14 protein-coding genes and 1 rRNA gene are annotated in these 19,891 nt (G+C 66.6%); 6 read left to right on the top strand and 9 right to left on the bottom strand.

Annotation, left to right across the window (positions count from 1 at the left end):
- Nucleotides 1-228 precede the first annotated feature (228 nt).
- From rrf to LQV16_RS11510, 5 genes are all read left to right on the top strand, one after another.
- A 5S ribosomal RNA gene (rrf, locus tag LQV16_RS11530) occupies nucleotides 229-345 on the top strand.
- Between the two features lie 261 nt (nucleotides 346-606).
- On the top strand, nucleotides 607-1,575 hold the full coding sequence (locus LQV16_RS11525; RefSeq protein ID WP_229994024.1) for a GNAT family N-acetyltransferase: 969 nt from the start codon (nucleotides 607-609) through the stop codon (nucleotides 1,573-1,575).
- A gap of 525 nt (nucleotides 1,576-2,100) precedes the next feature.
- A complete protein-coding gene (locus tag LQV16_RS11520; protein WP_229994023.1) occupies nucleotides 2,101-4,365 on the top strand; it encodes an RCC1 domain-containing protein in 2,265 nt (754 codons plus the stop codon).
- 191 nt (nucleotides 4,366-4,556) lie between these two features.
- On the top strand, nucleotides 4,557-5,405 hold the full coding sequence (locus tag LQV16_RS11515; RefSeq protein ID WP_229994022.1) for an SDR family NAD(P)-dependent oxidoreductase: 849 nt from the start codon (nucleotides 4,557-4,559) through the stop codon (nucleotides 5,403-5,405).
- Nucleotides 5,406-5,485: 80 nt separating this feature from the next.
- Nucleotides 5,486-5,575: an excalibur calcium-binding domain-containing protein gene (locus LQV16_RS11510; RefSeq protein ID WP_229994021.1), complete on the top strand. Its 90-nt coding sequence runs from the start codon at nucleotides 5,486-5,488 to the stop codon at nucleotides 5,573-5,575.
- Nucleotides 5,576-5,671: 96 nt separating this feature from the next.
- On the opposite strand, the gene LQV16_RS11505 is transcribed toward LQV16_RS11510, so the two are convergent.
- The 8 genes from LQV16_RS11505 to LQV16_RS11470 all read right to left on the bottom strand — a co-directional run bounded on the left by LQV16_RS11505 (nucleotide 5,672) and on the right by LQV16_RS11470 (nucleotide 17,196).
- Nucleotides 5,672-7,489, bottom strand: a complete 1,818-nt coding sequence (locus LQV16_RS11505) for a bifunctional diguanylate cyclase/phosphodiesterase (protein WP_229994020.1) — start codon at nucleotides 7,487-7,489, stop codon at nucleotides 5,672-5,674.
- Between the two features lie 157 nt (nucleotides 7,490-7,646).
- Entirely contained in the window at nucleotides 7,647-9,989 is a 2,343-nt protein-coding gene (locus LQV16_RS11500) for a multicopper oxidase domain-containing protein (protein WP_229994019.1), read from the bottom strand.
- Nucleotides 9,986-10,693, bottom strand: a complete 708-nt coding sequence (locus LQV16_RS11495) for a hypothetical protein (protein WP_229994018.1) — start codon at nucleotides 10,691-10,693, stop codon at nucleotides 9,986-9,988. Before LQV16_RS11495 ends, LQV16_RS11500 begins: the two co-directional genes overlap by 4 nt.
- Before the next feature lie 179 nt (nucleotides 10,694-10,872).
- Nucleotides 10,873-11,199, bottom strand: a complete 327-nt coding sequence (locus LQV16_RS11490; protein WP_090583485.1) for a GYD domain-containing protein — start codon at nucleotides 11,197-11,199, stop codon at nucleotides 10,873-10,875.
- A 314-nt stretch (nucleotides 11,200-11,513) separates the two neighbouring features.
- Nucleotides 11,514-13,637: an EAL domain-containing protein gene (locus LQV16_RS11485; protein WP_229994026.1), complete on the bottom strand. Its 2,124-nt coding sequence runs from the start codon at nucleotides 13,635-13,637 to the stop codon at nucleotides 11,514-11,516.
- A 250-nt stretch (nucleotides 13,638-13,887) separates the two neighbouring features.
- Complete coding sequence (locus LQV16_RS11480; RefSeq protein WP_229994017.1) at nucleotides 13,888-15,060, bottom strand: glycosyltransferase family 1 protein; 1,173 nt, start codon at nucleotides 15,058-15,060, stop codon at nucleotides 13,888-13,890.
- Nucleotides 15,061-15,485: 425 nt separating this feature from the next.
- On the bottom strand, nucleotides 15,486-15,725 hold the full coding sequence (locus LQV16_RS11475; protein WP_229994016.1) for a hypothetical protein: 240 nt from the start codon (nucleotides 15,723-15,725) through the stop codon (nucleotides 15,486-15,488).
- 34 nt (nucleotides 15,726-15,759) lie between these two features.
- A complete protein-coding gene (locus tag LQV16_RS11470) occupies nucleotides 15,760-17,196 on the bottom strand; it encodes a flotillin family protein (RefSeq protein WP_229994015.1) in 1,437 nt (478 codons plus the stop codon).
- A gap of 346 nt (nucleotides 17,197-17,542) precedes the next feature.
- On the opposite strand from LQV16_RS11470, the gene LQV16_RS11465 reads away from it, so the two are divergent.
- The gene (locus tag LQV16_RS11465) at nucleotides 17,543-18,970 is read left to right on the top strand and encodes a phenylacetate--CoA ligase family protein (protein WP_229994014.1); all 1,428 of its coding nucleotides are present in this window, start codon (nucleotides 17,543-17,545) and stop codon (nucleotides 18,968-18,970) included.
- A gap of 5 nt (nucleotides 18,971-18,975) precedes the next feature.
- Here LQV16_RS11465 and LQV16_RS11460 read toward each other — a convergent pair whose 3' ends face one another.
- Complete coding sequence (locus LQV16_RS11460; protein ID WP_229994013.1) at nucleotides 18,976-19,854, bottom strand: HNH endonuclease; 879 nt, start codon at nucleotides 19,852-19,854, stop codon at nucleotides 18,976-18,978.
- Nucleotides 19,855-19,891: the final 37 nt, after the last annotated feature.

The raw sequence follows: 19,891 nt of genomic DNA, 5'->3' as shown, positions 1-19,891 counted from the left end.
ATAGGCCGATAACTTACACCACACACCCATCCCGTGAACGGATTCAAAAGACGTTCACACCCCGGGAAGGGTACAAAGAAACAAGACTGCTTGCGTCCACTATGTGGTTCCCAAACAACAAACCCGTTGCTTGAGAACCGACAACAAAATAACAACACCACAGATGTTGTAACCACCAGATTTCCCACCCCCACGCCACCAGGCGCCGGCGGGTACGGGACACAGGGTTACGGCGGTCATAGCGTGGGGGAAACGCCCGGTCCCATCCCGAACCCGGAAGCTAAGACCCACAGCGCCGATGGTACTGCACCCGGGAGGGTGTGGGAGAGTAGGTCACCGCCGGAACACCATTCACGGTCGAGGACCCCCAACCACAGGTTGGGGGTCCTCCCGCATTTAACGCGCCTTCGCAGATGAGCATGGTTAGAGTAGGCGGGAGTGCTGGACGAGGCCACCCAACTCACGCCATAATGCACACCACCACCAAGCAACGCGCGCAGCGATTTAGACCACCCCACGTGACCCTATCGCCGGGAGTGTCGGACTCGTTTCGCGATGGGGTTGCGTCTGATGGTTTGATGCGTGACGTCGTGGAGGGAGAGACTCATGACCGCACAGGAACCCGGGCGAAAGAGTGTCGGGGGCCCGGCGTCGGTCCGGCCGCTGCGCGAGACGGACCTCGATCGCGCTGACGAGATCTGCAGGGCGGCGTTCGGGACGTTCCTCGGGGTCCCCGATCCGTTCGGGACCGCCGACTATGTCCGCACTCGCTTTGCCGCCGATCCGCACGCCGCCTTCGCCGCGACGGTCGACGGCGAGCTCGCCGGATCGAACTTCGCCGCCAACTGGGGCAGCGTCGGGTTCTTCGGACCGTTGACCGTGCGTCCGGACCTGTGGGACCAGGGCGTCGGCAAAAGCCTGATGGAGCCGATCATGGGCTGCTTCGAGACCTGGGGGAACAGCCACCTCGGCCTGTTCACCTTCTCGCACAGTCCTAAACACCTCGAGCTCTACCGCAGGTACGGCTTCTGGCCCCGTTTCCTGACCGCCGTCATGCGTAAGCAGGTCGCGGCCCCTGGCACGGTGCCCGGCCGGGTGACGTATGCCGAACTGTCCGCCGGCGAGCGGCCCGACTACCTCAATGCCTGCAAGGCCCTGACCGACGCCGTATACGAGGGTCTGGACCTGGAACGCGAGATTGCGGCAACGCACGCGCAGGGGCTCGGCGACACCGTACTGCTTCCGGGCGAATCGGGGCTCGACGGGCTGGCCGTCTGTCACTGCGGACCGGGCTCGGAGGCTGGTGCGGATGTGTGCCTCGTCAAGTTCGGTGCCGTACGCCCGGGCCGGCAGGCCGATGACAGATTCGAACGACTACTCGACGCCGTTGAGCAACTGGCCGCCGAGCGCGGACTGGGTCAGCTCGACGCCGGGATGAATCTGGGTCGCCCGGATGCCTATCAGCGCATGGTCGCCCGCGGTTTCCGTACCGGGTTGCAGGGCGTGACCATGCACCGGCCCAACGAGCCCGGCTACAGCCACCCCGACGCCTATGTGATTGACGACTGGCGCTGACATATCCGTCCCGTTGCCATCATTCTTGCGATACCTGCGCCAAGGCGCGTCGCCTGAAGATCCTCGTTGCCCTTTGGCCGGGGTACACGGCCCAGACTGGATGGACACGTACTGCACCCGGGAGGGTGTGGGAGAGTAGGTCACCGCCGGAACACCATCCACGGTCGAGGACCCCCAACCACACGTTGGGGGTCCTCCCGCATTGAACCCCCCACACCATGAAATTGGACGAGCTGGCTCTGGATGGAATCGGCCGTTTGGATGCTAGAGTCCGTCTCACGGCTCTTTTGTGTAGCCCATAAATTCTGGTCTGTGGGGGGACTTGTGCGAACTGTGCGCTCAAAAGCTTGGGTTCAAAAACTGACGGCAGTATTGATTTGCAGCATCATGTTGGGAGGGGCCGCTTCAGCTGGCCCGGCGCAGGCAATTGTGCCTTCTGCATTCATCCATTCCGCGATGGCAATGGCGTCCGGAATGACGACTCCGGGGGACCCTGGAGCCTTTCGGTCCGTAGCACCGAGACGGGTGCTGGATACACGATGGGGTGGAGGCACGCCCGTCGGCTCCGATTCGTCGGTTTCCTTCTCGGTGGCCGAGTACAAGGGCACATCCAGCGGCATCGCAGCGGTGGTGTTCAACCTCACCGTGACGGAACCCGGGTCCTTCGGGTTCGTGACAGCCTACGCCGGCGGGGGCGCCAAGCCGTCCGCCTCGAATCTGAACTATTCCACTGGCCAGACGGTGTCGAATCTCGTCACGGCGCCCGTCGGAGCCGATGGCAAAGTCACCCTGTTCAACCGCTCGCCAGGAACGGCCCACCTCATTGTCGATGTGGCCGGCTTCTATCTGGAAGGGGCGGTCAGCCAGCCTGGAGCATTCCAGCCAATGGCACCAACCCGTTTCCTGGACACGCGCACCAGAAATGCTGTGGGACCGGGCTCGGCAGTGTCCTTCCAAGCCGCCGGGGTACACGGCATACCGTCGACCGCTGCGGCCGTGGTCTTCAACCTGACCGCCTCCGAGGCAAAGTCCTTTGGATTCGTGACAGCGTATCCGAGCGGGACGAAGCGGCCAACGTCGTCGAGCCTGAACTATTTGAAGGACCAGACGGTGCCGAATCTTGTCACTGTTCCCGTCGGCGCTGACGGGAAGGTGAGTTTGTTCAACCAGTCCTCCGGTAGCGTGCAGCTTTTGGCGGACGTTGCAGGCTACTTCCTGCCCGGAGATCCCACGGCGCCCGGCGTATTTCATCCGCTGGCGCCGTCACGGGTGCTGGACACGCGCAAGAGTTCCGCAGCGGCGGCCGACGTGGCGGTCTCGTTCCAGGCCGCAGGGGCCAACGGCGTCCCGGCGGGAGCTGCGTCGGTGGTGTTCAACCTGACAGTGACTGAAACGGAAACCTTTGGGTTCGTCTCGGCCTACCCCAGCGGCACGAAGCGGAGCGATGCATCAAACCTGAACTATTCCAGGGGGCAAACGGTTCCGAACTTGGTCACAGTGCCTGTCGGGGCGGACGGCAAGGTCACGCTCTTCAACCGTTCGAAGGGTAGAGCGCAACTGATTGCCGACGTCGCCGGCTACTACGTGGCCGGCACACCGACTGAAGGAGCGGCCTACACCTGGGGCGGCAACTACGCCCGTGAAGCAGGCACAGGCTATGGGGAAGGCACTTCCAGCCCGGATCAGGTGCTGGGGGTCAACGCCACGAGCATCAAGGCGGCTTACTACTCCCGGTACGCGCTGCTCAAGGATGGAACCGTGAAGGCCTGGGGCGACAACGCCGCCGGCCAGCTGGGCAACGGCACCACTGCCGAAGGGCTAAACCCCGTCACGGTCAAGGGGCTCGGCGGCGTGGCGGCAATCGAAGCAGGGTATCAAACGGCCTACGCCGTGCTGAGGGATGGTTCAGTTCGAGCGTGGGGTGCGAATACCCGCGGTCAGCTGGGAAACGGATCCACAACAGGCTCCCGTGTACCTGTGGCCGTCAAGGGCCTGTCCGGAGTGGCAGCCGTCGTTGCCGGCGAATCGGTCGCGTACGCGTTGCTGAATGACGGCAGCGTCTATGCCTGGGGCGACAACCGGAGCGGCCAACTGGGGAACGGCACAACAGTTAGTACGTCCACACCCGTCAAGGTGCACGGCTTAGCTGGAATCGCTTCAATCACCACAGCAGGGCAAACCACTTACGCCAGGACCACTGACGGGAAGGTCCTGTCGTGGGGGTCCAACGAGGGAATGGCATTGGGCAATGGAAACCCAAGCAATGACGCTGTGGTGAGAGAGCCCACGGCGATTCCACGCTTGTCCGGCGTGACCTCGGTAGTCTCCGGAATGTACAGCGCCTACGCATTGCTCGACAGCGGAGCCGTCATGGCGTGGGGCTCCAACAACTTCGGCCAACTCGGCAACGGGAGCACTGCGAACTCCGCCGTCCCGGTTCCCGTGGACAACGCCTCCGGGACCGTCTCCCTCGCCGCGGCATTAGGAGCTGCCTACGCCGTGCGTCGGGACGGTAGCGTCCTGGGCTGGGGAAACAACCGTTACGGCCAGCTGGGGAACGGAACCACCACGAATGCGCTGGTACCGACGCCGGTCGTGGGCGTTCAGAACGCGAAACACCTGGCGGTGAACGGCGACAACGGCTATGCGCTCACCTCCGACGGCACCGTATATGCCTGGGGGAAAAACGCTGACGGACAACTGGGCAACGGAACCACCACCGACTCCACGGTTGCCGTCAAGGTCAGCGGCCTCGAAGGGGTTGGTTCAGTCATCCCGAGTGGCTCTTGAAATTCGCTGCAACGACGGGCTGACTGCGCACGCAAGCCCCGATCAATGCATCGGCGGGATCAGGGAAACTCCCAGCAGATTCCGGGGAAAGCCCCGGCCCGTCCGGAACGAACACCTGGTTGGGCTCGTTAGAATTTGACGGGGCTGGATTCCAAAAGACCAGCCCAACGCTTCGTTCTAAGGACACTTCAATGCCCGAGCGCACTATCGTCATCACCGGAGCCAGCGACGGCATCGGCGCGTCCGCCGCCCGGACCTTCGCCGCGCAGGGGGAGCGAGTGGTCGTCGTCGGGCGTTCCGCGCAGAAGACCGAGACGATCGCGAACGAAATCGGCGCCGACTTCTTTGTCAGTGACTTCGCCGATCTTGCCCAGGTGCGCACACTGGCCGCGCAGCTGAAGGAAAGGTACCCGCGGATCGACGTCCTGGCGAACAACGCCGGCGGCATCATGGGACCGCGCGAGCTCACCGTGAACGGCCACGAGACAACCTTCCAGGTCAACCACCTGGCCCCGTTCCTGCTCACCACCGAGCTGATTGACGTGCTGACCGCCAGCCAGGCCACCGTCATCAACACCTCGAGCGTCGCGAATTCGCTCTTCGGCAAGCTGGACATCGACGACCTCGACGCGGCCCGCAAATACTCCACCAACCGCGCCTACGGCAACGCCAAGCTCGCCAACATCCTCTTCACCACCGAGCTCCACAACCGCTACAACACCGAGGGGATCTCGACGGCGGCGTTCCACCCAGGCGGCGTGGCCACCAACTTCGCGGCCGACTCCACGAGCCCCATGCGCCTGGCCTACAAGTCCTTCCTCAAGCGCTTCATGCTGACTCCGGACCAGGGCGCAGACACCCTTGTGTGGCTCGCCAACTCCACCCCGGGCCACGACTGGATCTCCGGCGCCTACTACGCCAAACGGACGCTCTCCAAGGCCAACAAGCAGGCTTACGACGCCGGCCTCGCCAAGGCCCTGTGGCAGCGCAGCGAGGCGATGGTGGCCCAGGACCTCGACAAGCTGGAGCACCGGCCGTAATTCCGCACGGGGTCGGCCGCAGCGGCGCCCGGGACAAGACCAGCGGAAAGCCGGTCACCACCTTCCGCGTCAACAGCACCGTGTACAGCTACAACGACGGCGGTGCGCGGCACTGGGGCGAATACGACCTGGACCGTGACAACGACGGCATCGCCTGCGAAAAGCGCTAATGTGAATCGTCGGGATCCCCGCCAGCGGCGGGGATCCCGACAGGTTTAGCCGGCGACCCGGCCCTAACGGCGCGCGCCCCGCCGGCGACCGCCCGGCTACCCCCCGGCGTCGACCTTGTCCAGGGCGTTCAGGGCGCTCTCCATGGTCCCCGCCAGGAGGCTTGCAGGGGCCGGCTTGGCGAACAGGTAACCCTGCAGCGAATCGCAGCCGCGGTCCATCAGGTACTTGGCCTGCGCGGGGGTTTCGATGCCTTCCGCCGTGACCAACAGGTCGAGGGCATGCGCGGCCGTGATCATGGTGGCGAAGAACGGGAGCTGTTCCTGGCCGGTTTTGATCATGGCCACGAGGGAGCGGTCGATCTTGACGTTGTCCATGGGCAGCTCCTGGAGCCGGCCGAGCGTGGAATACCCGGTGCCGAAGTCATCCATGGCAATCCGGACACCGGCCTGGCGGAGCTGCCGCAGCTGGCCCAGCACGTCCGAGGACGCGTCGAAGAACACGCTCTCCGTCAGCTCAAGCGTGAGCTGGTGCGGATCAACACCGGTGGACGCGGCAATCCCGAGCACGTCCGTGGCGAAGTCCCGGTGCTGGAACTGCAGGCCCGAGACGTTCACGGCGACGCTGTAGGCGGGGTCGCCGGCCAGCCACGGCCGGATCTCGGCGCAGGCGCGGCGCAGGACTTCATCGCCGATCTCGCGGATCAGGCCGCTCTGCTCCGCCACGGGCAGGAACTGGTTCGGCGGCACCAGCCGGCCGTGCCGTTCCCACCGGGCGAACGCCTCGAACTGCACCACCGAACCGATGCCGGGCGAGACCACGGGCTGGTAGTGCACCGAGATCTGGCCGAGCTCGACGGCGCGCCGGAGCCCGGAATCGCCGTCGGCCTTGTGGGCCGCGGTGCTCAGCATCTCCGGCCGGAACCGCAGCCAGGTGTTCTTCCCGGCGGCTTTCGCCGCGGTCATGGCCGCGTCGGCCTGCCGCAGCAGTTCCGCCCCGTCCAGCGTCTGCCCTGACTTGGACGCCAGGCCCATGCTCACGCCGGGCCGGACCATGGAGCCGCCCGCGCGCAGGGGCGCGTAGAGGGACTCGGCGATCCGCCTGGCCACCGCGTCCGCGTTGAGGCACTCGGTCAGCAGCACCGCGAATTCGTCGCCGCCGACCCGGGCCACGGTGTCATGCGGGCGGACGCAGTTGCGCAGCCTGCTCGCCAGCTCCACCAGCAGCTCATCGGCCGCCGAGCGTCCCAGCACGTCATTGAGGTGCCTGAAGTCATCGACGTTCAGCAGCAGGATGTCCACCGGATCCGGGCGGCGCAGGGCCGCGGCGAGGCGCTCGTTGAAGAGGGGGCCGTTGGGCAGCGCCGTCAGCGGGTCGCGGAGGGACCCGGCCTTGAGTTCGTCGTCGTGCTCGACAAACGCCACGGGAGCGGCAGCCGCCGGAAGTCCCCCAAAGCCAGTCGCTCCCCCTGAAACAAGAGTACGACGGCGGAGAAAGTCGCCGCTTAGGGAACGGCCGGCGCCGCCGGCACTGGAGTTTCCTCCGGGGTTTCCTCCGGCAGCGCCACGGATCGAGAGGGCCACGGACGTTCCGGCGTCGGCCGATCCTGCCGGCGGGGGGACAAGGGCACACGTGATTTCGACCGGGAGTTCAGTGCCGTCGGCACGGCGGCCCGAGCCGGCGAACGGCGAGCGGGGACTGGCGGCCTTGCCCAGCCCGGCCAGGACGCCGTGGAATTCCTCCCGTGAGGCCTCGGCCAGGAGCATGCTGTGGTCCGCGCCCAGGAGCTGCGCCCGCGGGTAGCCAAAGAGCCGTTCCGCGGCCGGGTTGAGGAAGGTAATGGATCCGTCCGGGCCGACCAGCAAAAGCGCGTCCGGGCTGTACTCCAGCAGTTGTTGTGCGAAACCAGCTTCCATGATGTCTGACAGCCCCCCAGGCGGTGAATACGGATAGCGGGCACCTTGCTAAGAGCAGGGCGCACTGCACTGACTGAATCATATGCGGTGCGGGCTCCCCGAACGTGACGGGTATCACGCCGCAATCAGATGTGTCGAACGCGCCACCCGGGCCGCGCTAGACGGCGACGACTGGAATCCTCCGAGTGAAGAGGACCTTCTCGGTGATCCAGTCCAGCAGGTCCACGGTGAGCCAGTACGTGCCCGGTGCCGGCGGGCGCAGCAGCATGTCGTAGCGTTCGGCGGCGCCGAAGTTGATCAGGCTGGACCGCAGAGGGCCTGTGGAAGAAATCGGCCGTGCCGGTCCGGTGGGGTTGGACGTGTCCCGGAACGGCCGCCCGTCGTGCGAGATGAGTTCAGCCATGACAACCGGCTTGCCTGCGGAATCGGTGAAGCGCACATTGACCGGGAAGTAGTTGGCGTTGAGCAGACGCAGCAGGGTGGGTTTGGTGGCACCTCCTGCCATCCTGGCCCGGATGCGGGTCAGCCGGATTGGGCCTTCTATTTTCGGGGCACGGGCTAATTCACCGCCCAGAAGGTAGAAGTGCTTGGGATTGAACTTGTCCAGTCCGGCGTCTTCGCCCGAGAGCCCGGCGGCGTGGTTGAGTTCGTGCCAGCGGGGGTCGACGGAGAAAGGGACGAGGAGAGTCTCGGTGTCGATGTCGTATTCCGGTCCGTCAACGAAGGCCCGCCTGGCGCCTTTGGTCACCGGAAAGTCCGGGTGGACTGGAGGGTCGATGATCAGCGGGCCGAACATGCCCATTTGTACGTGCAGTGTGGTGTTGACGTGGCAGTGGTAGAAATACGTTCCGGACGCGCCCACATTCGGGTTGCCGGGCTGCCCGCGTTCCGGCCGCCACTGATAGGTGTAGCTTCCGGAAACCTCGAAGGAGGTGTGGCCGACGCCGTCGTTGCGTGGATCCGGCTCGATGCCGTGCCAGTGGATGGTGTGCACTTTCTTGCTCGGGAGCACAGTGCCGTGGAACAGCTGCCCCTCGGTGAGCCGGATCAGCGGTGCGGGGAAGATCCTCCCGGAGTTCTCGGTCTCGAAGGTCCAGATCTCGAATTTGCCGCCGTCGTCGAACACCATTTCGCGGTTGAAGAACTTGAACTCGTGTTCCACGTCCGGGCTCTGGCGGAACTCGGTTTCGGGGCTTCCCTCGTGCATCTGATGGGAGCTGAAATCGACCTGGGTGCGGAACAGCTCGTGGGTGGCCTCGCTTCCGGGTGCGTGGGCCGCTACGGTCCAGTGGCCAACGAGCCCGCCGGGATACATGCCGCCCCGCGCTACCTGGGAGGGCTCGGCATGGCAATGCATCGGGTAGTCATAGTCCTCTTTCCGGGCGTTCCACACCTCATCGATAATTTCCGGCGGCCGCCTCAACGGGAGCATGGAGTCCTTGCGGTCCAGCGGGTGCATTTCGATGACGTCTTCCCACTGCTGCAGCACCACGTGACCGTCAGCGTCAATGTTTCCGCCGGTACGCGGAAACATGCTCCCGTTGCGGTTGACGGTCCAAAGGTGGTTTCCGTGGAAGTGGAGCTGGTGGTGGACGACGCCGGCGTTGAGGAAGCGCATCAGCTGGCCGGTCCTCACAGTTCCTGCCGCGGCGCTCAGGCTGAAATTGCGGACGTCGATCTGCCGGGGCGAGCCTGACATCAGGGAGTCCTCTTCCCGCACGCGGTTCAGCGCCAGGTCAGTGGACGCGGCCAGCGATTGGAAGCCGCTGCGGCCGTTGAGCGTAAAAAACCGCGGATACACCGGTGTCTTGTCGGGATCCACCGTTCCGTTGCGCGACGCGATGCCGGCCCACACCGGGTCAACGTTGTGGAGCATCCACAACCATTGGCGTTCGAATTCCGGCCCGTTGGGCATGGGCAGCCACGGCGAGGCCGGATCGGTGACCAGCAGGGCACCAAAAAGGCCCAGGACGCGCTGGACCGGGTCGGCGGTCGGATCGGCCGGATCGGCGCCAGGATCGCAGTAAAGGTAGGTGCCTGCCTTGGGGGCCGCGAATTCCAGGGTTTTGGTTTGACCGGGCCTGATCACGCCTGTACCGACGTGGCTGTTCCCCGCTCCCGCGTTGAGGAACTGCAGTGCGTGCTCCTGGGCCAGGTGGTTGGTGACGCGGATGCTGACGGTGCTGCCTGTTTCGGCGATCAGGGTCCGTTCCGGGAAGAAGCTGGCCCAGAATGCGCGGCGGACCAGGAATTCCCCGGGGTTGGCAGGGTCCTTGGCGGCAGGTGCCGGGCGTCCGAGCGGGGGAATGGCGGCCTTCAGGGGGTAGGTGCGGCTCGCCACGATCGAACCGTTGCGCAGGAACACCCTCGGGCTTACCGTCAGGCTGGGCTTCGGGTCGTTCACCAGCGTCCGCCGGTCACCGAAACCCCGGTGGTAGACGCGGGATCCGTCCACCATCGGCAGAAATCCGTCATTAATGTGGATATCGAGCGGGCTCATGACTTCACCTGGCTGACCGTCAGAGACGGCAGGGGGAGGACGGCCGTGCCATCGTGTTCCGGTTCCGAATACTCCAGCTCCATCGCGACGGCGTCGTGAGGCGCCAGGTAGCTGATCCAGAGATGCTCTGCGGCCCCGGGCCCGACCGAGCCCGGGCCGCGGTCGAAGTCCTGTGGAGTGACAGTGGTTCCGGACGGGAGCAACCTGAGACGCAGTTGGCCGGGGCTGAAGAGCACGGGTTCCTGACTGGAGTTGCGGACTTCAACCTCGAGGAGGACGACGTCGCCCCAGGTCAGGTTTAGCGGCTGGGGCCAGCCGGGATCCTCAGGTGGTGCGCTGTCATGGTCATGGTCGTGGGAAGTTGCGGGGAGGGTCGTCGGGCTCGCGGCGCGATGGAAACTGCCCGCGACGGCCCTGTTTGCGCCGGCGGCCATGGCTCCGGGATCGGCGAGCACGGCGGCTGCGCTTTCGATTGACCGGAAGGCCTGTTGGCCCTGGGCGTTCAGCCGGGCGAGGCGGCCGGCCCGGGTGACCGCCAGGACACCAAAGGCCGTATCCAGTTGCGTTGCAGACCGTGGACCGCTTCGGGAGACGGCGGCGTATGTGCCGCCTGCCATCAGCAGGAAGGCCCCGCCCCCCACGATCAGTCCGAACTGGCGCCGGTTCAGGACTGGGCCGGAAATCAGGGGGGAGCGTGCGTCCATGGTTGTGCCTCCACGTTGAGTCCGCGATAAGGCCCAATGGTGCTTACACGGCCCTATAGAAAACTTGGGAGGAGCCCGGACGCGAGTTTGCGCACCGCTTTCGGGACGGCGGACGCGATGCCAGCGGCCAGGAGTGCGTTGCACTGCAGCCTGGCCGTGGTGCCAGTTCGCGTGGAATGTCAGGTGCCGGGCGGGCGGTACTTAATCTGTTCGGCTTTCCGCAGGGCTTCCATCGTTTCGTCGACGGTCAAGAGCACTGTCGTTTCGAAAGAGCTCAGTGCGCCTCCTCCGCTGATCGCCAAGGCAACCGCGGCCATGGACACGTTGTCGGGAGCCTCCCATAAGTTGTAGCCGTCGTGGGCGCCGAATGCGTACCAGAATCCATGGAGTTTTCCTCCGACCGATTCGATGTATGCCTGGGCGGCCTTTCCGCGGTCCTCGGGGTTGCTCATCAGCCTCGCCCAGGTCTCCGGTGTGTAGCTGAACTTCGACAGATAGAGCGGCATCGTCTCTTCCTTTCGTTCGCTGTCGGATGTGCGGATTCACCAAGAATGGCAGTCTGCTGCCAGGCCAGCAATGCAGCCGGGCCACGACGTCGCCCGGACCCGGCACCAGCCGAGCTACCCGGGCAGCGGTACGCCCTCGAGGTCAGCGATGGCCGCAGCTGAGTTTCTGGTTCCCACGGCGATACCGGCCCCCAAGCGACGGAAGTTCATACAGCGATGATGTTCCCGGCCGAGGTGCCCGGATCAATGCGTTCCCTGCATCATAGGGTCCTTCGGCCCTGTGTCCAGCACATTGGCCACGGAGCTTTGGCGGGTCACCGGTTGCCGGGCACCCGATCGCCCCGCAGCGCGGCGATGGCCCGGGCCGCGCGGTCCAGCGCAGGCTTGAGCGCGGCCTCCGGCTGGGGGCCCGAAAACAGGAAACCCTGCAGGGCATCGCAGTCCAGCTTCATCAGGTAGCCGGCCTGGGCGGACGTTTCCACGCCCTCTGCTGTGACGGTGAGCCCCAGTCCGTGGGCCATGCCGATCATGGCGTTCAGGATGGGCAGCCGTTCCGTGCCGGTCTTGATCATGGACACGAACGACTGATCGATCTTCAGCGTGTCCACGGGCAGGCCCTGCAGGCGCCCCAGGGAGGAAAATCCGGTGCCGAAGTCATCCAGCGCCACGCGGACGCCGACCGTGCGCAGGCTCATGAGCTGCTGGATCACGTGGCAGTCGTCCTCGAAGAAGACGCTCTCCGTCACTTCCAGGACGAGCTGGCGCGGGTCCACGCCGCAGGATTCCGTTACGGCCAGGACCAGCTCGGCGAAGTCCCCGTGCTGCAGCTGGACCCCGGAGACGTTCACGGCCAGCGACCGGGAGGAGTCCTCCTCCAGCCAGGGCTTGAGCTCGGTGCAGCCGCGCAGCAGCACCTCGGTGCCGATCTCGACAATGAGGCCGCTGCGTTCCGCCGCCGGAATGAACTGCTTGGGCGGAACTAGCGCGTCGTCGCGTACCCAGCGGGCCAGGGCCTCGACCTTGGTCACTGTCCCGCTGCCGGCGGAGACGATCGGCTGGTAGTGGACGGCGATCTGTCCGCTGTCCACGGCGAGCCGCAAGCCGGCCTCGAGGTCGTTGCGGTCCACCAGGGCCTTCAACATCTCCGGCCGGAAGCGCATGTACCGGTTCTTGCCGGCGGCCTTGGCGGCATACATCGCGACGTCAGCACGGCGCAGGAGCTCGGAGGCGTCCACGGCGGCCTCGCCGATCGAGGCGATCCCCAGGCTGAGGCTGGGCCGCAACATGGTGCCGTCGATCCACACCGGGACGCGCAGCGAGTCGACGATCCGGACAGCAACCGCCTCGGGCTCCAGCGACTCGATCAGGAGCACCACGAACTCGTCGCCGCCCAGCCGGGCCACGACGTCGTCCGGCCGCACGCACGCGCGCAGCCGCCGGCCTACCTCAATGAGCATCTGGTCCCCGGCATGGTGGCCCAGGATGTCGTTGACTTCCTTGAAGTCGTCCAGGTCCAGCAGCAGGACGTCCACGGCGGTGCCGCGCGGATCCGCGAGGGCGCTGGCGAGCCGGTCGTTGAACAGCTGGCGGTTGGACAGCCCGGTCAATCCATCCCGGAACGCCAGCGCCTTGAGCTGGGCGGACTGCGCGGCGAGGTCTGCCATGGCCCGGGTGATCCGGTCCTGGGCAACCTTGGCCGCGGTCACGTCGCGGAAGCTCCATACCCGTCCGACCACCTGGTCCGCGACTTTTTGGGGGCGCGAATAGCGTTCGAAAGTCCGGCCGTCGCGGAATTCCAGGATGTCGTGGCTTTCTGCCGCGGGATCGGCGTAGAGAGCCTCGACCTTTTCGACAAACTGGGCCGGCTCCCGCAGTTGGTCCAGGACGAAGCCCATGACGGCCTCATCGTCCCCGGTGGCCAGCATTTCCCGAGGGATGCCCCACATGGTGAGGAACTGATTGTTGACGCCGGCGATCTCGCCCTCGCTGCTGACCACGAGGATGCCGTCGGCCGTGGATTCGAGCGTCGCGCTCAGCAGCGACATGGCCTCGCGGAGGCTGTCATCGTTCTCCGGCCGGTGCGAGGTGTCCCGGACCGCGGCGATCATGCTCGCAGTTCCATTACCAGCGCCGTCCCCGGTCACGAAGATGGCCCCGGCCACCTCGGCCTGGAACTCCGTGCCGTCCCGCCTCACCCCGTAGGCCTCCACGGGAGCGGTGTCTGCCTCGTCGCCGTCGGCGTCTGTGTGCGCGTCGCGGCGGAGGTTGAAGAACAGCCGCTCTAGCCCGTTCCGGAACCCCTCGGCCAAAAGAATGCGGTGGTCCGAGCCCACGAGCTCCGCACGGGCGTACCCGAACATGCGCTCCGCGGCGGTGTTGACCATCCTGATGGACCCGTCCTCGGCCACCACCAGCAGGGCATCGGGGCTGGATTCCACGAGATCCCCGTAGCCCGGGACCGCGCCGGAGACTTCCTCTGGGACTGCGCCGGAAGCTTCCTCCGGGCACGACGACGCCGTCACCGGGCTGCCGCCGTGCGAACCTGAGACCACCAACGAGACATTTAGAACCCTCCCCTCGGGAAATCATAGGCGTCCCGAGGCTCCCTTGGGTGTCAACACGTGGGCGGAGCGGATCCAGGCCCGCGGGTAAGGACCAAACGCCCCGTTGCGCTATCACCTAGGGTGCTCAAAAGCCCGGGTTGGCCGCCCTAAGTGACAGGGCAACGAGAGGGGACTGGCCAATTAGGGGTTCCCGGGTCACGGCCTTGTAATGGCCAACGAGTTCGGCCCCGAGGACGGACCACGTCCGGCCCTGGACCGAGGCGTGCGCTGCCGCGGCGAACGCGCGGCGCTTGGCGTCGTCGCCCATCAGGTCCACCACCCGGGCACGGAGCGCGGCAAGGTCGCCGGGCTCGTACAGCCAGCCGGTCCGCGAATTCTCCACGAGGTCCAGCGGGCCGCCTCGGCCCGTGGCCACCACCGGCACTCCGGATGCCATGGCCTCCTGGATGGTCTGGCAAAAGGTCTCGAACTCGCCGGGATGGACGAAGAGATCGAAGGACGCCACCGCCCGGGCGAGGTCGGCGCCGCCGAGGAATCCGGTGAAGACCGCCTGCGGCAGCGCGGCTTCCAGGGCTGGCCGCTGGGGCCCGTCGCCCACGATCACCAGCCGGGTCCCGGGAACATCGCCCAGCACCGCCAGATCCTCCACCTGCTTCTCCGCCGCCAGCCGGCCCACGTAGCCGATCAGGCGCTCGCCGCCGGGTGCCACCGAAGCCCGCCAGCCGACGTCGCGCTTCGCGGGGTTGAACCGCTGGGTGTCCACGCCGCGCCGCCACATGTCCACGCGCGGAATGCCGCGGCCGCGGAGCTGGTTGAGCGCAAAGGTGGAGGGGACCAGGGTGCGCGAGGCCAGCAGGTGGATCTGGTCCACCCGGTTCCAGGCCCAGTTCTCCAGGAAGGGGACGCCGTAGCGGCCCGCGTAGCCGGGGACCTCGGTCTGGTAGATGGCGACCGTGGGGATGCCGAGCTGGTGGGCCGCCTGCGCTGCCCGCCAGCCGAGCACGAACGGGGACGCGAGGTGAACGACGTCGGGCGCGTAGTCGGCAAGGATTCGCTTGACCCGATACACACCGCCCATCGCCACCCGCACATTGGCATAGCCGGCCAGCGGAACCGAGGGGAGCCGGTGGACGTGGGCGCCATAGACCTCGTCCGGGACGTCCGTGTCCTGCGTGGACGGCGCGATCACGAGCACCTCGTCCCCGCGCTCCTGCAGATGCTCCAGCACGCGCAGGATGGAGTGGGTGACTCCGTTCATGAGCGGCAGGAATGATTCGGCGACGATTGTGATCCTCACTCCTCAACGGTGCGGGCGGCGGCTTGCGGCGCGGGGGAGCGGGTGTGGCCTGCAGGGGAAGAGTGGGTTAACAGGTGGGCGCGCTCAGGCGTGAACTGCCACGGGGCGGACAGCGCGGAAAATGGGCGGTCAGGGCGGGGGCGTGCGGGGACCTAGCTAGGAAGTGCCAAGAGGGCGTACTTGACTGCGGCCATGCGTCCGAGGCGCAAAACCCGACAAAGCAGCGGTGCCGGACGGCATGACGAAAGACGAGCTACAGCGGATCGGGCCAGTTGCCGACCGGGAAGAGGGAACGGATGCCGGAAACCATCACTATCCTCACACCCGGACCGCTACGCGCACGCATATTGCCTTCCATCTGAAAATACCTCCAGAGGCTACGGAACTTCAGAATACGCCCGTCGCCTCCAAGCGTCCAGAGGGGGTCATTCGGCCTTGAGGATATCCGGAAGCTCGTCCACAAACACGGTTTGCGGCGGTTCAAAATAGATGACCAGGACCTGCTCGCCCACGGCGAAGACGCTGCTCTTGTCGAACGGGTGCGCATGGAACGCGCTGGTTCCGCCGCGGACGGGGAGCATGACCTCGCCGATGGTGCCCGGGCCGATCCGACCCGTGACCCGCCCGATCTTTCCGGTCAGGCTCCGGTCAACATCCTTGTGCATCAGAATCCCCGTGTTTGCCCTCGCATGGCGGCCACTACGCCCCCGGAGCCTTGGTATCCCGTTTGGCGGCGTCCCGGCCGTGCTTGAGCGCGGTGGAGAGTGCCGGGAGGTAATCGCCCACCTGTGCCAAAATACCGCCGATCATCCGGTTGACCCCTTCGCCGCCGTTGAGGACGGTCATCTGGCCGACGTGGGAAAACGGCTCGGCCGCCGCCGCCACGATCGCCGGCATGTTCTCGGCGAGCTGCTGGGAGATGACGGCGTCCTGGTTGGTTGCGAGTGCTTCGGCACGGGCCTTGATGCCTTCCGCCTCGGCCAGTGCCTTGGCCTTGATGGCGGAGGCGGCGGCATCGCCGCGGGCCTTCGTGGCGGCGGCCTCGGCCTCGCCGGTGACCTTGGTGGCCCCGGCCGCCGCCGCTGCCGCCGTCGCGTTCGCCTGGGCTTGCAGCTCAGTCCGCCGGGCGTTGGCCGTAGCCTCGAGCTCGGTGCGCCGGGCCAGCGCCTCGGCCGCGCTGATGTCTGCGGATTTCTGACCCTCGGCATCGGTGCGCTTGGCGTAGGCCCTCGCGTCGGCGGGCTTGCGGACGGTGGTCTGTAGCTTCTGCTCCTCCCGGTCGGCCTCGAGCTTGGCCACTTCGGTTTCCTGGACCACCACCTGCTGACGCGCCGTCGCGTCCGCCAGCGGCCCGGCCTGGGCCGCGTTCGCCTTGGCGCGCTCGGCATTGGCCTGCGCCTCGGACTGCCGGATCGCGGACACGCTCCGGGCGTCGGCAATCAGGGCCTCGGCCTCCGCTTCCTTTTCTGCGGCCTCCCGGTTCCGGGTGGCCTCCGCGATGCGGGCTTCCATCTTGACCATGGCGATGTGCGGCTTGGCGATGTTCTGGATGTAGCCCGTGGGGTCCTGGAGGTCCTTGATCTGCAGCGAGTCGACCACCAGGCCTAGCTTTTCCATTTCGACGCCGCTGGCGCTGCGGACCTGGGAGGCCAGTTTGTCGCGCTCGCGGATGATTTCCTCGACCGTCATGCTGCCGATGATCGAACGCAGGTGGCCCTCGAAGACGTTGTACACCTGGCTTTCCATCTTGGGCTGCTGGCCCAGGAACCGCCGTGCGGCGTTGGCAATGAACGGCGGGGCGTCCCCGATCTTGTAGATGACCACGCCGTCGACAATCACCTGGATGCCCTGGGAGGTCACGCAGGAGACCTTGAGTTCGGTTTCATTCAGCGTCAGGGACAGCGGCCGCACAGTCTGGAGGCCGGGCAGCACCAGGGCCCCCTTGCCCGTGACGATCTTGAAGTCCATCCCCTCCCGGGTTTCCAGCGTGCCGCGGGTCAGCCCGGAGATGATGAGGGCCTCGTTCGGTTCCGCTACCTTCCACATCAGTTTTGTTGCCACCCAGATGACGCCGACGACGGCGACCGCCCCCAGGATGATCGAAATGAGCGGATACAAAAATGACAAGTCCGGCATAACCAGGTCCTTTCACGGCGGTGGAAAAAGGTATTAAGCAAAGCCCCAAACGATGCTGCTGGTAGTCTCGGCCGGCCTGGAGGCAGGAATTCTTACGCCGCCCAGCCAGCCGTTGTACACAGTCTGTGGTGCTGCCTGCCGTTAGTCCAGCAATTCGACGGTGTCCGGGCATATGCCCAGGTCCCGCCGGTGCCTAAAGCCCCTGTTGGGGCGGCCGCCGCCGTGCCAGCGTGGGAGAGGGTGCGAGCGTGGAAGAGCGGGTGAGCGTGAAAGAGCGGGTGAGGCCGAGATCTGGAGTGCCGGCCCCGCGAAAGGATGATGGGTGATGCGCGGCTCTCCTCTCGGGATGACACGACTGACCGGGATCGCGTGGGACATCTGGCGAGCCGGGCGGGCAAGCCAGGACGCGATCGCCCGCCGGCAACGGGACCGGCTCGCCGCGCTGGTTGAGTGCGCGCGGTCCTCCTCGCCCTACTACCGCAGGCTGTACCGGGACGTTCCGGACACGGTCACCGATCCGGTCACGAACCTGGGGGAGCTGCCTCCGGTGGGCAAACGCGAGCTCATGGAGAACTTCGACGAATGGGTCACCGACCCGCACATCACGCTCGCCGGGCTGAAGCAAGACCTGCTCGATGCCCCCTCGCGCATCGGCGGCCTCTACCGCGGGCAGTACCTCGTGGTGACGTCGTCGGGGTCCACGGGGGACCCCGCGGTCCTGGTCCACGACCGGACCTCGCAGCTGGTGGCGAGCCTCCTCGGCCCGATCCGCGAACGGCGGACCCTGATGACGGCTGCGGAGGCCCGCGCTTTCCTGCACCGGGGGCTGCGGGCCGCGGCGCTGATCGCGGACGGCGGCCACTTTGCCGGCGTCGTGTTGACCGAAGCCGCGCGGCGACGCAGCCCCCGCATTGCCCGCAGGGTCCGCGTGTTCTCCGTGCTCCGGCCGCTCCCGGACCTCGTGGCGGACCTCAACGACTTCCAGCCGACCGTCCTCTACGGCTATCCGAGCGCCATGCTGCAACTGGCCGCCGAACAGAAATCGGGACGGCTCAGAATACATCCGCTCCTGGCGGTCGCTTCCGGGGAGTCCCTGGCAGCCCATGCCGGGGCGGACATCGAGGCGGCCCTCGGCTGCCGGGTCACTGTGCGGTACCTTGCCTCGGAGGCCCTCGCCCTGACCAGCCGCTGCCGGCAGGGGCTGCTTCATGTCAACGCGGACTGGAACATCGTGGAGCCGGTGGACGACGCCTTCCGTCCCGTGCCGGCCGGGGAACTCTCCCACACGGTGCTGGTCACCAACCTGGCCAACCGGGTCCAGCCGCTGATCCGGTACAACCTGGGCGACCGGGTGCAGCTGGGTGCCGGGCCGTGCGCCTGCGGCAGTCCGTTTCCCACGCTGCGGGTCGAAGGGCGCAGTGGCGACGTACTGAGCTTTGGTGCCGCCGAAGGGGCAGAGTTCGACAGCGCAGGGCTGGACGGCGCAGGGTTGGACGGCGCAGTGGTGACCGTGTTGCCGTTGGCGCTGGGGACGGTGATCGAGGAGACCGCCGGCGTCCGGCGGTTCCAGGCGATCCGCACCGGGCTGCGGTCGCTCACCGTGCGGCTCGAGCTCTGGCCGGGCGCCGAGCCGGCTGCCGTGCAGGCGGCGACTCGGGATCGCCTTAGTGCGTTCTTCGCGGCCCAAGGCGCCGACGGCGTCGATGTCCGGTTTGCCGAGGAGCCACCCCGGCCGGACCGCAGCGGCAAGTTCCGGCAGGTGTGGTCCGCCTGAGAACGCTACTGCTGATTAAGGATCCGCCGGGCGTCCTGCTGGGCCTGGAGCTCTTTCTGGGTCAGCGCCTGCCCGGTCAGGTACCCGGCTCCGGCCATGGCCCGGCGCAGCTCCGCGACCGTGCGCGGCGTCGTCACCCCGAGGTGCGCCATGGCATGGCAGTTGGCGCAGAGCGGCACGAGGTCCGTGACGGGATCAAGTTCATAGGTGCTGCCCAGCTGTGACACCGGGACCAGATGGTGGACCGGGATGAAGTCCTTGCCGATGTCCCCGTAGGCGATTTCAAAGGAGAACCCGCACACGGCGCAACTGGTCCCATGATGGGCGATGCAGGCCCGCCGCGCGTCCGGACTGTGCTCATACCGGTTCACCTCGACCCGGCTGACCGCCGCCGACGTGACGGTTCCGGGCACCGGCTGGGTGGGGTCGGCCCCCGGCGGCGGGCCAAACTCTCGCCAGAGTCCGCGGATCAGGGGCGCGACGGGCGGTTCGACCGCCAGCGCGGGGCCGGGCAGAGCTTCCCAGTCGAGGCCGGGCACGGTCTCCTGGAGGACTGCGGGCGGGATCTGGTCCCCGGCAGGCAGGAGGGCGTCGAAGGCCACCCGGACGTAGAGCGGGGACCAGTCCTCCGCGGTGCCCGCGGCGTCCGGTGCTTGGAGGCGTGGCGCCGGCCGCTCCGAGACGATAACGCCGTGGCCGATCAGGCCGCGCCCGTGGCGGCCCTGGAGCACCAGCCACGCGTCCGCGCCGGAGGTAGCGAAATCTGTAGTGCCGACCTCCCAGCTGGCCAGGAACCGGCCGGTTTCGGCGACCTCTTCCAAGACCGCCGGGTAGGTCCATTCGTTCCATTCGTCGGGGTTCCAGACGAGGATGATGGCTGTCATCTGCCCATTGTCGCAGTGACTTTTGCCTGATTGTCAC

The organism is Arthrobacter sp. Bi26, assembly GCF_918697925.1.
GTDB lineage: Bacteria > Actinomycetota > Actinomycetes > Actinomycetales > Micrococcaceae > Arthrobacter.
Note: the sequence above shows the minus strand (reverse complement) of the source record. Positions and strands in the feature narration are given on the sequence as shown.

What these genes read in the sequence shown, in the direction of transcription:
- LQV16_RS11525 (WP_229994024.1), top strand. Translation starts at nt 607, where the DNA reads ATGACCGCACAGGAACCCGGGCGAAAGAGTGTCGGGGGCCCGGCGTCG.
- LQV16_RS11515 (WP_229994022.1), top strand. Translation starts at nt 4,557, where the DNA reads ATGCCCGAGCGCACTATCGTCATCACCGGAGCCAGCGACGGCATCGGC.
- LQV16_RS11505 (WP_229994020.1), bottom strand. Translation starts at nt 7,489, where the DNA reads ATGGAAGCTGGTTTCGCACAACAACTGCTGGAGTACAGCCCGGACGCG.
- LQV16_RS11500 (WP_229994019.1), bottom strand. Translation starts at nt 9,989, where the DNA reads ATGAGCCCGCTCGATATCCACATTAATGACGGATTTCTGCCGATGGTG.
- LQV16_RS11495 (WP_229994018.1), bottom strand. Translation starts at nt 10,693, where the DNA reads ATGGACGCACGCTCCCCCCTGATTTCCGGCCCAGTCCTGAACCGGCGC.
- LQV16_RS11490 (WP_090583485.1), bottom strand. Translation starts at nt 11,199, where the DNA reads ATGCCGCTCTATCTGTCGAAGTTCAGCTACACACCGGAGACCTGGGCG.
- LQV16_RS11475 (WP_229994016.1), bottom strand. Translation starts at nt 15,725, where the DNA reads ATGCACAAGGATGTTGACCGGAGCCTGACCGGAAAGATCGGGCGGGTC.
- LQV16_RS11470 (WP_229994015.1), bottom strand. Translation starts at nt 17,196, where the DNA reads ATGCCGGACTTGTCATTTTTGTATCCGCTCATTTCGATCATCCTGGGG.
- LQV16_RS11465 (WP_229994014.1), top strand. Translation starts at nt 17,543, where the DNA reads ATGACACGACTGACCGGGATCGCGTGGGACATCTGGCGAGCCGGGCGG.
- LQV16_RS11460 (WP_229994013.1), bottom strand. Translation starts at nt 19,854, where the DNA reads ATGACAGCCATCATCCTCGTCTGGAACCCCGACGAATGGAACGAATGG.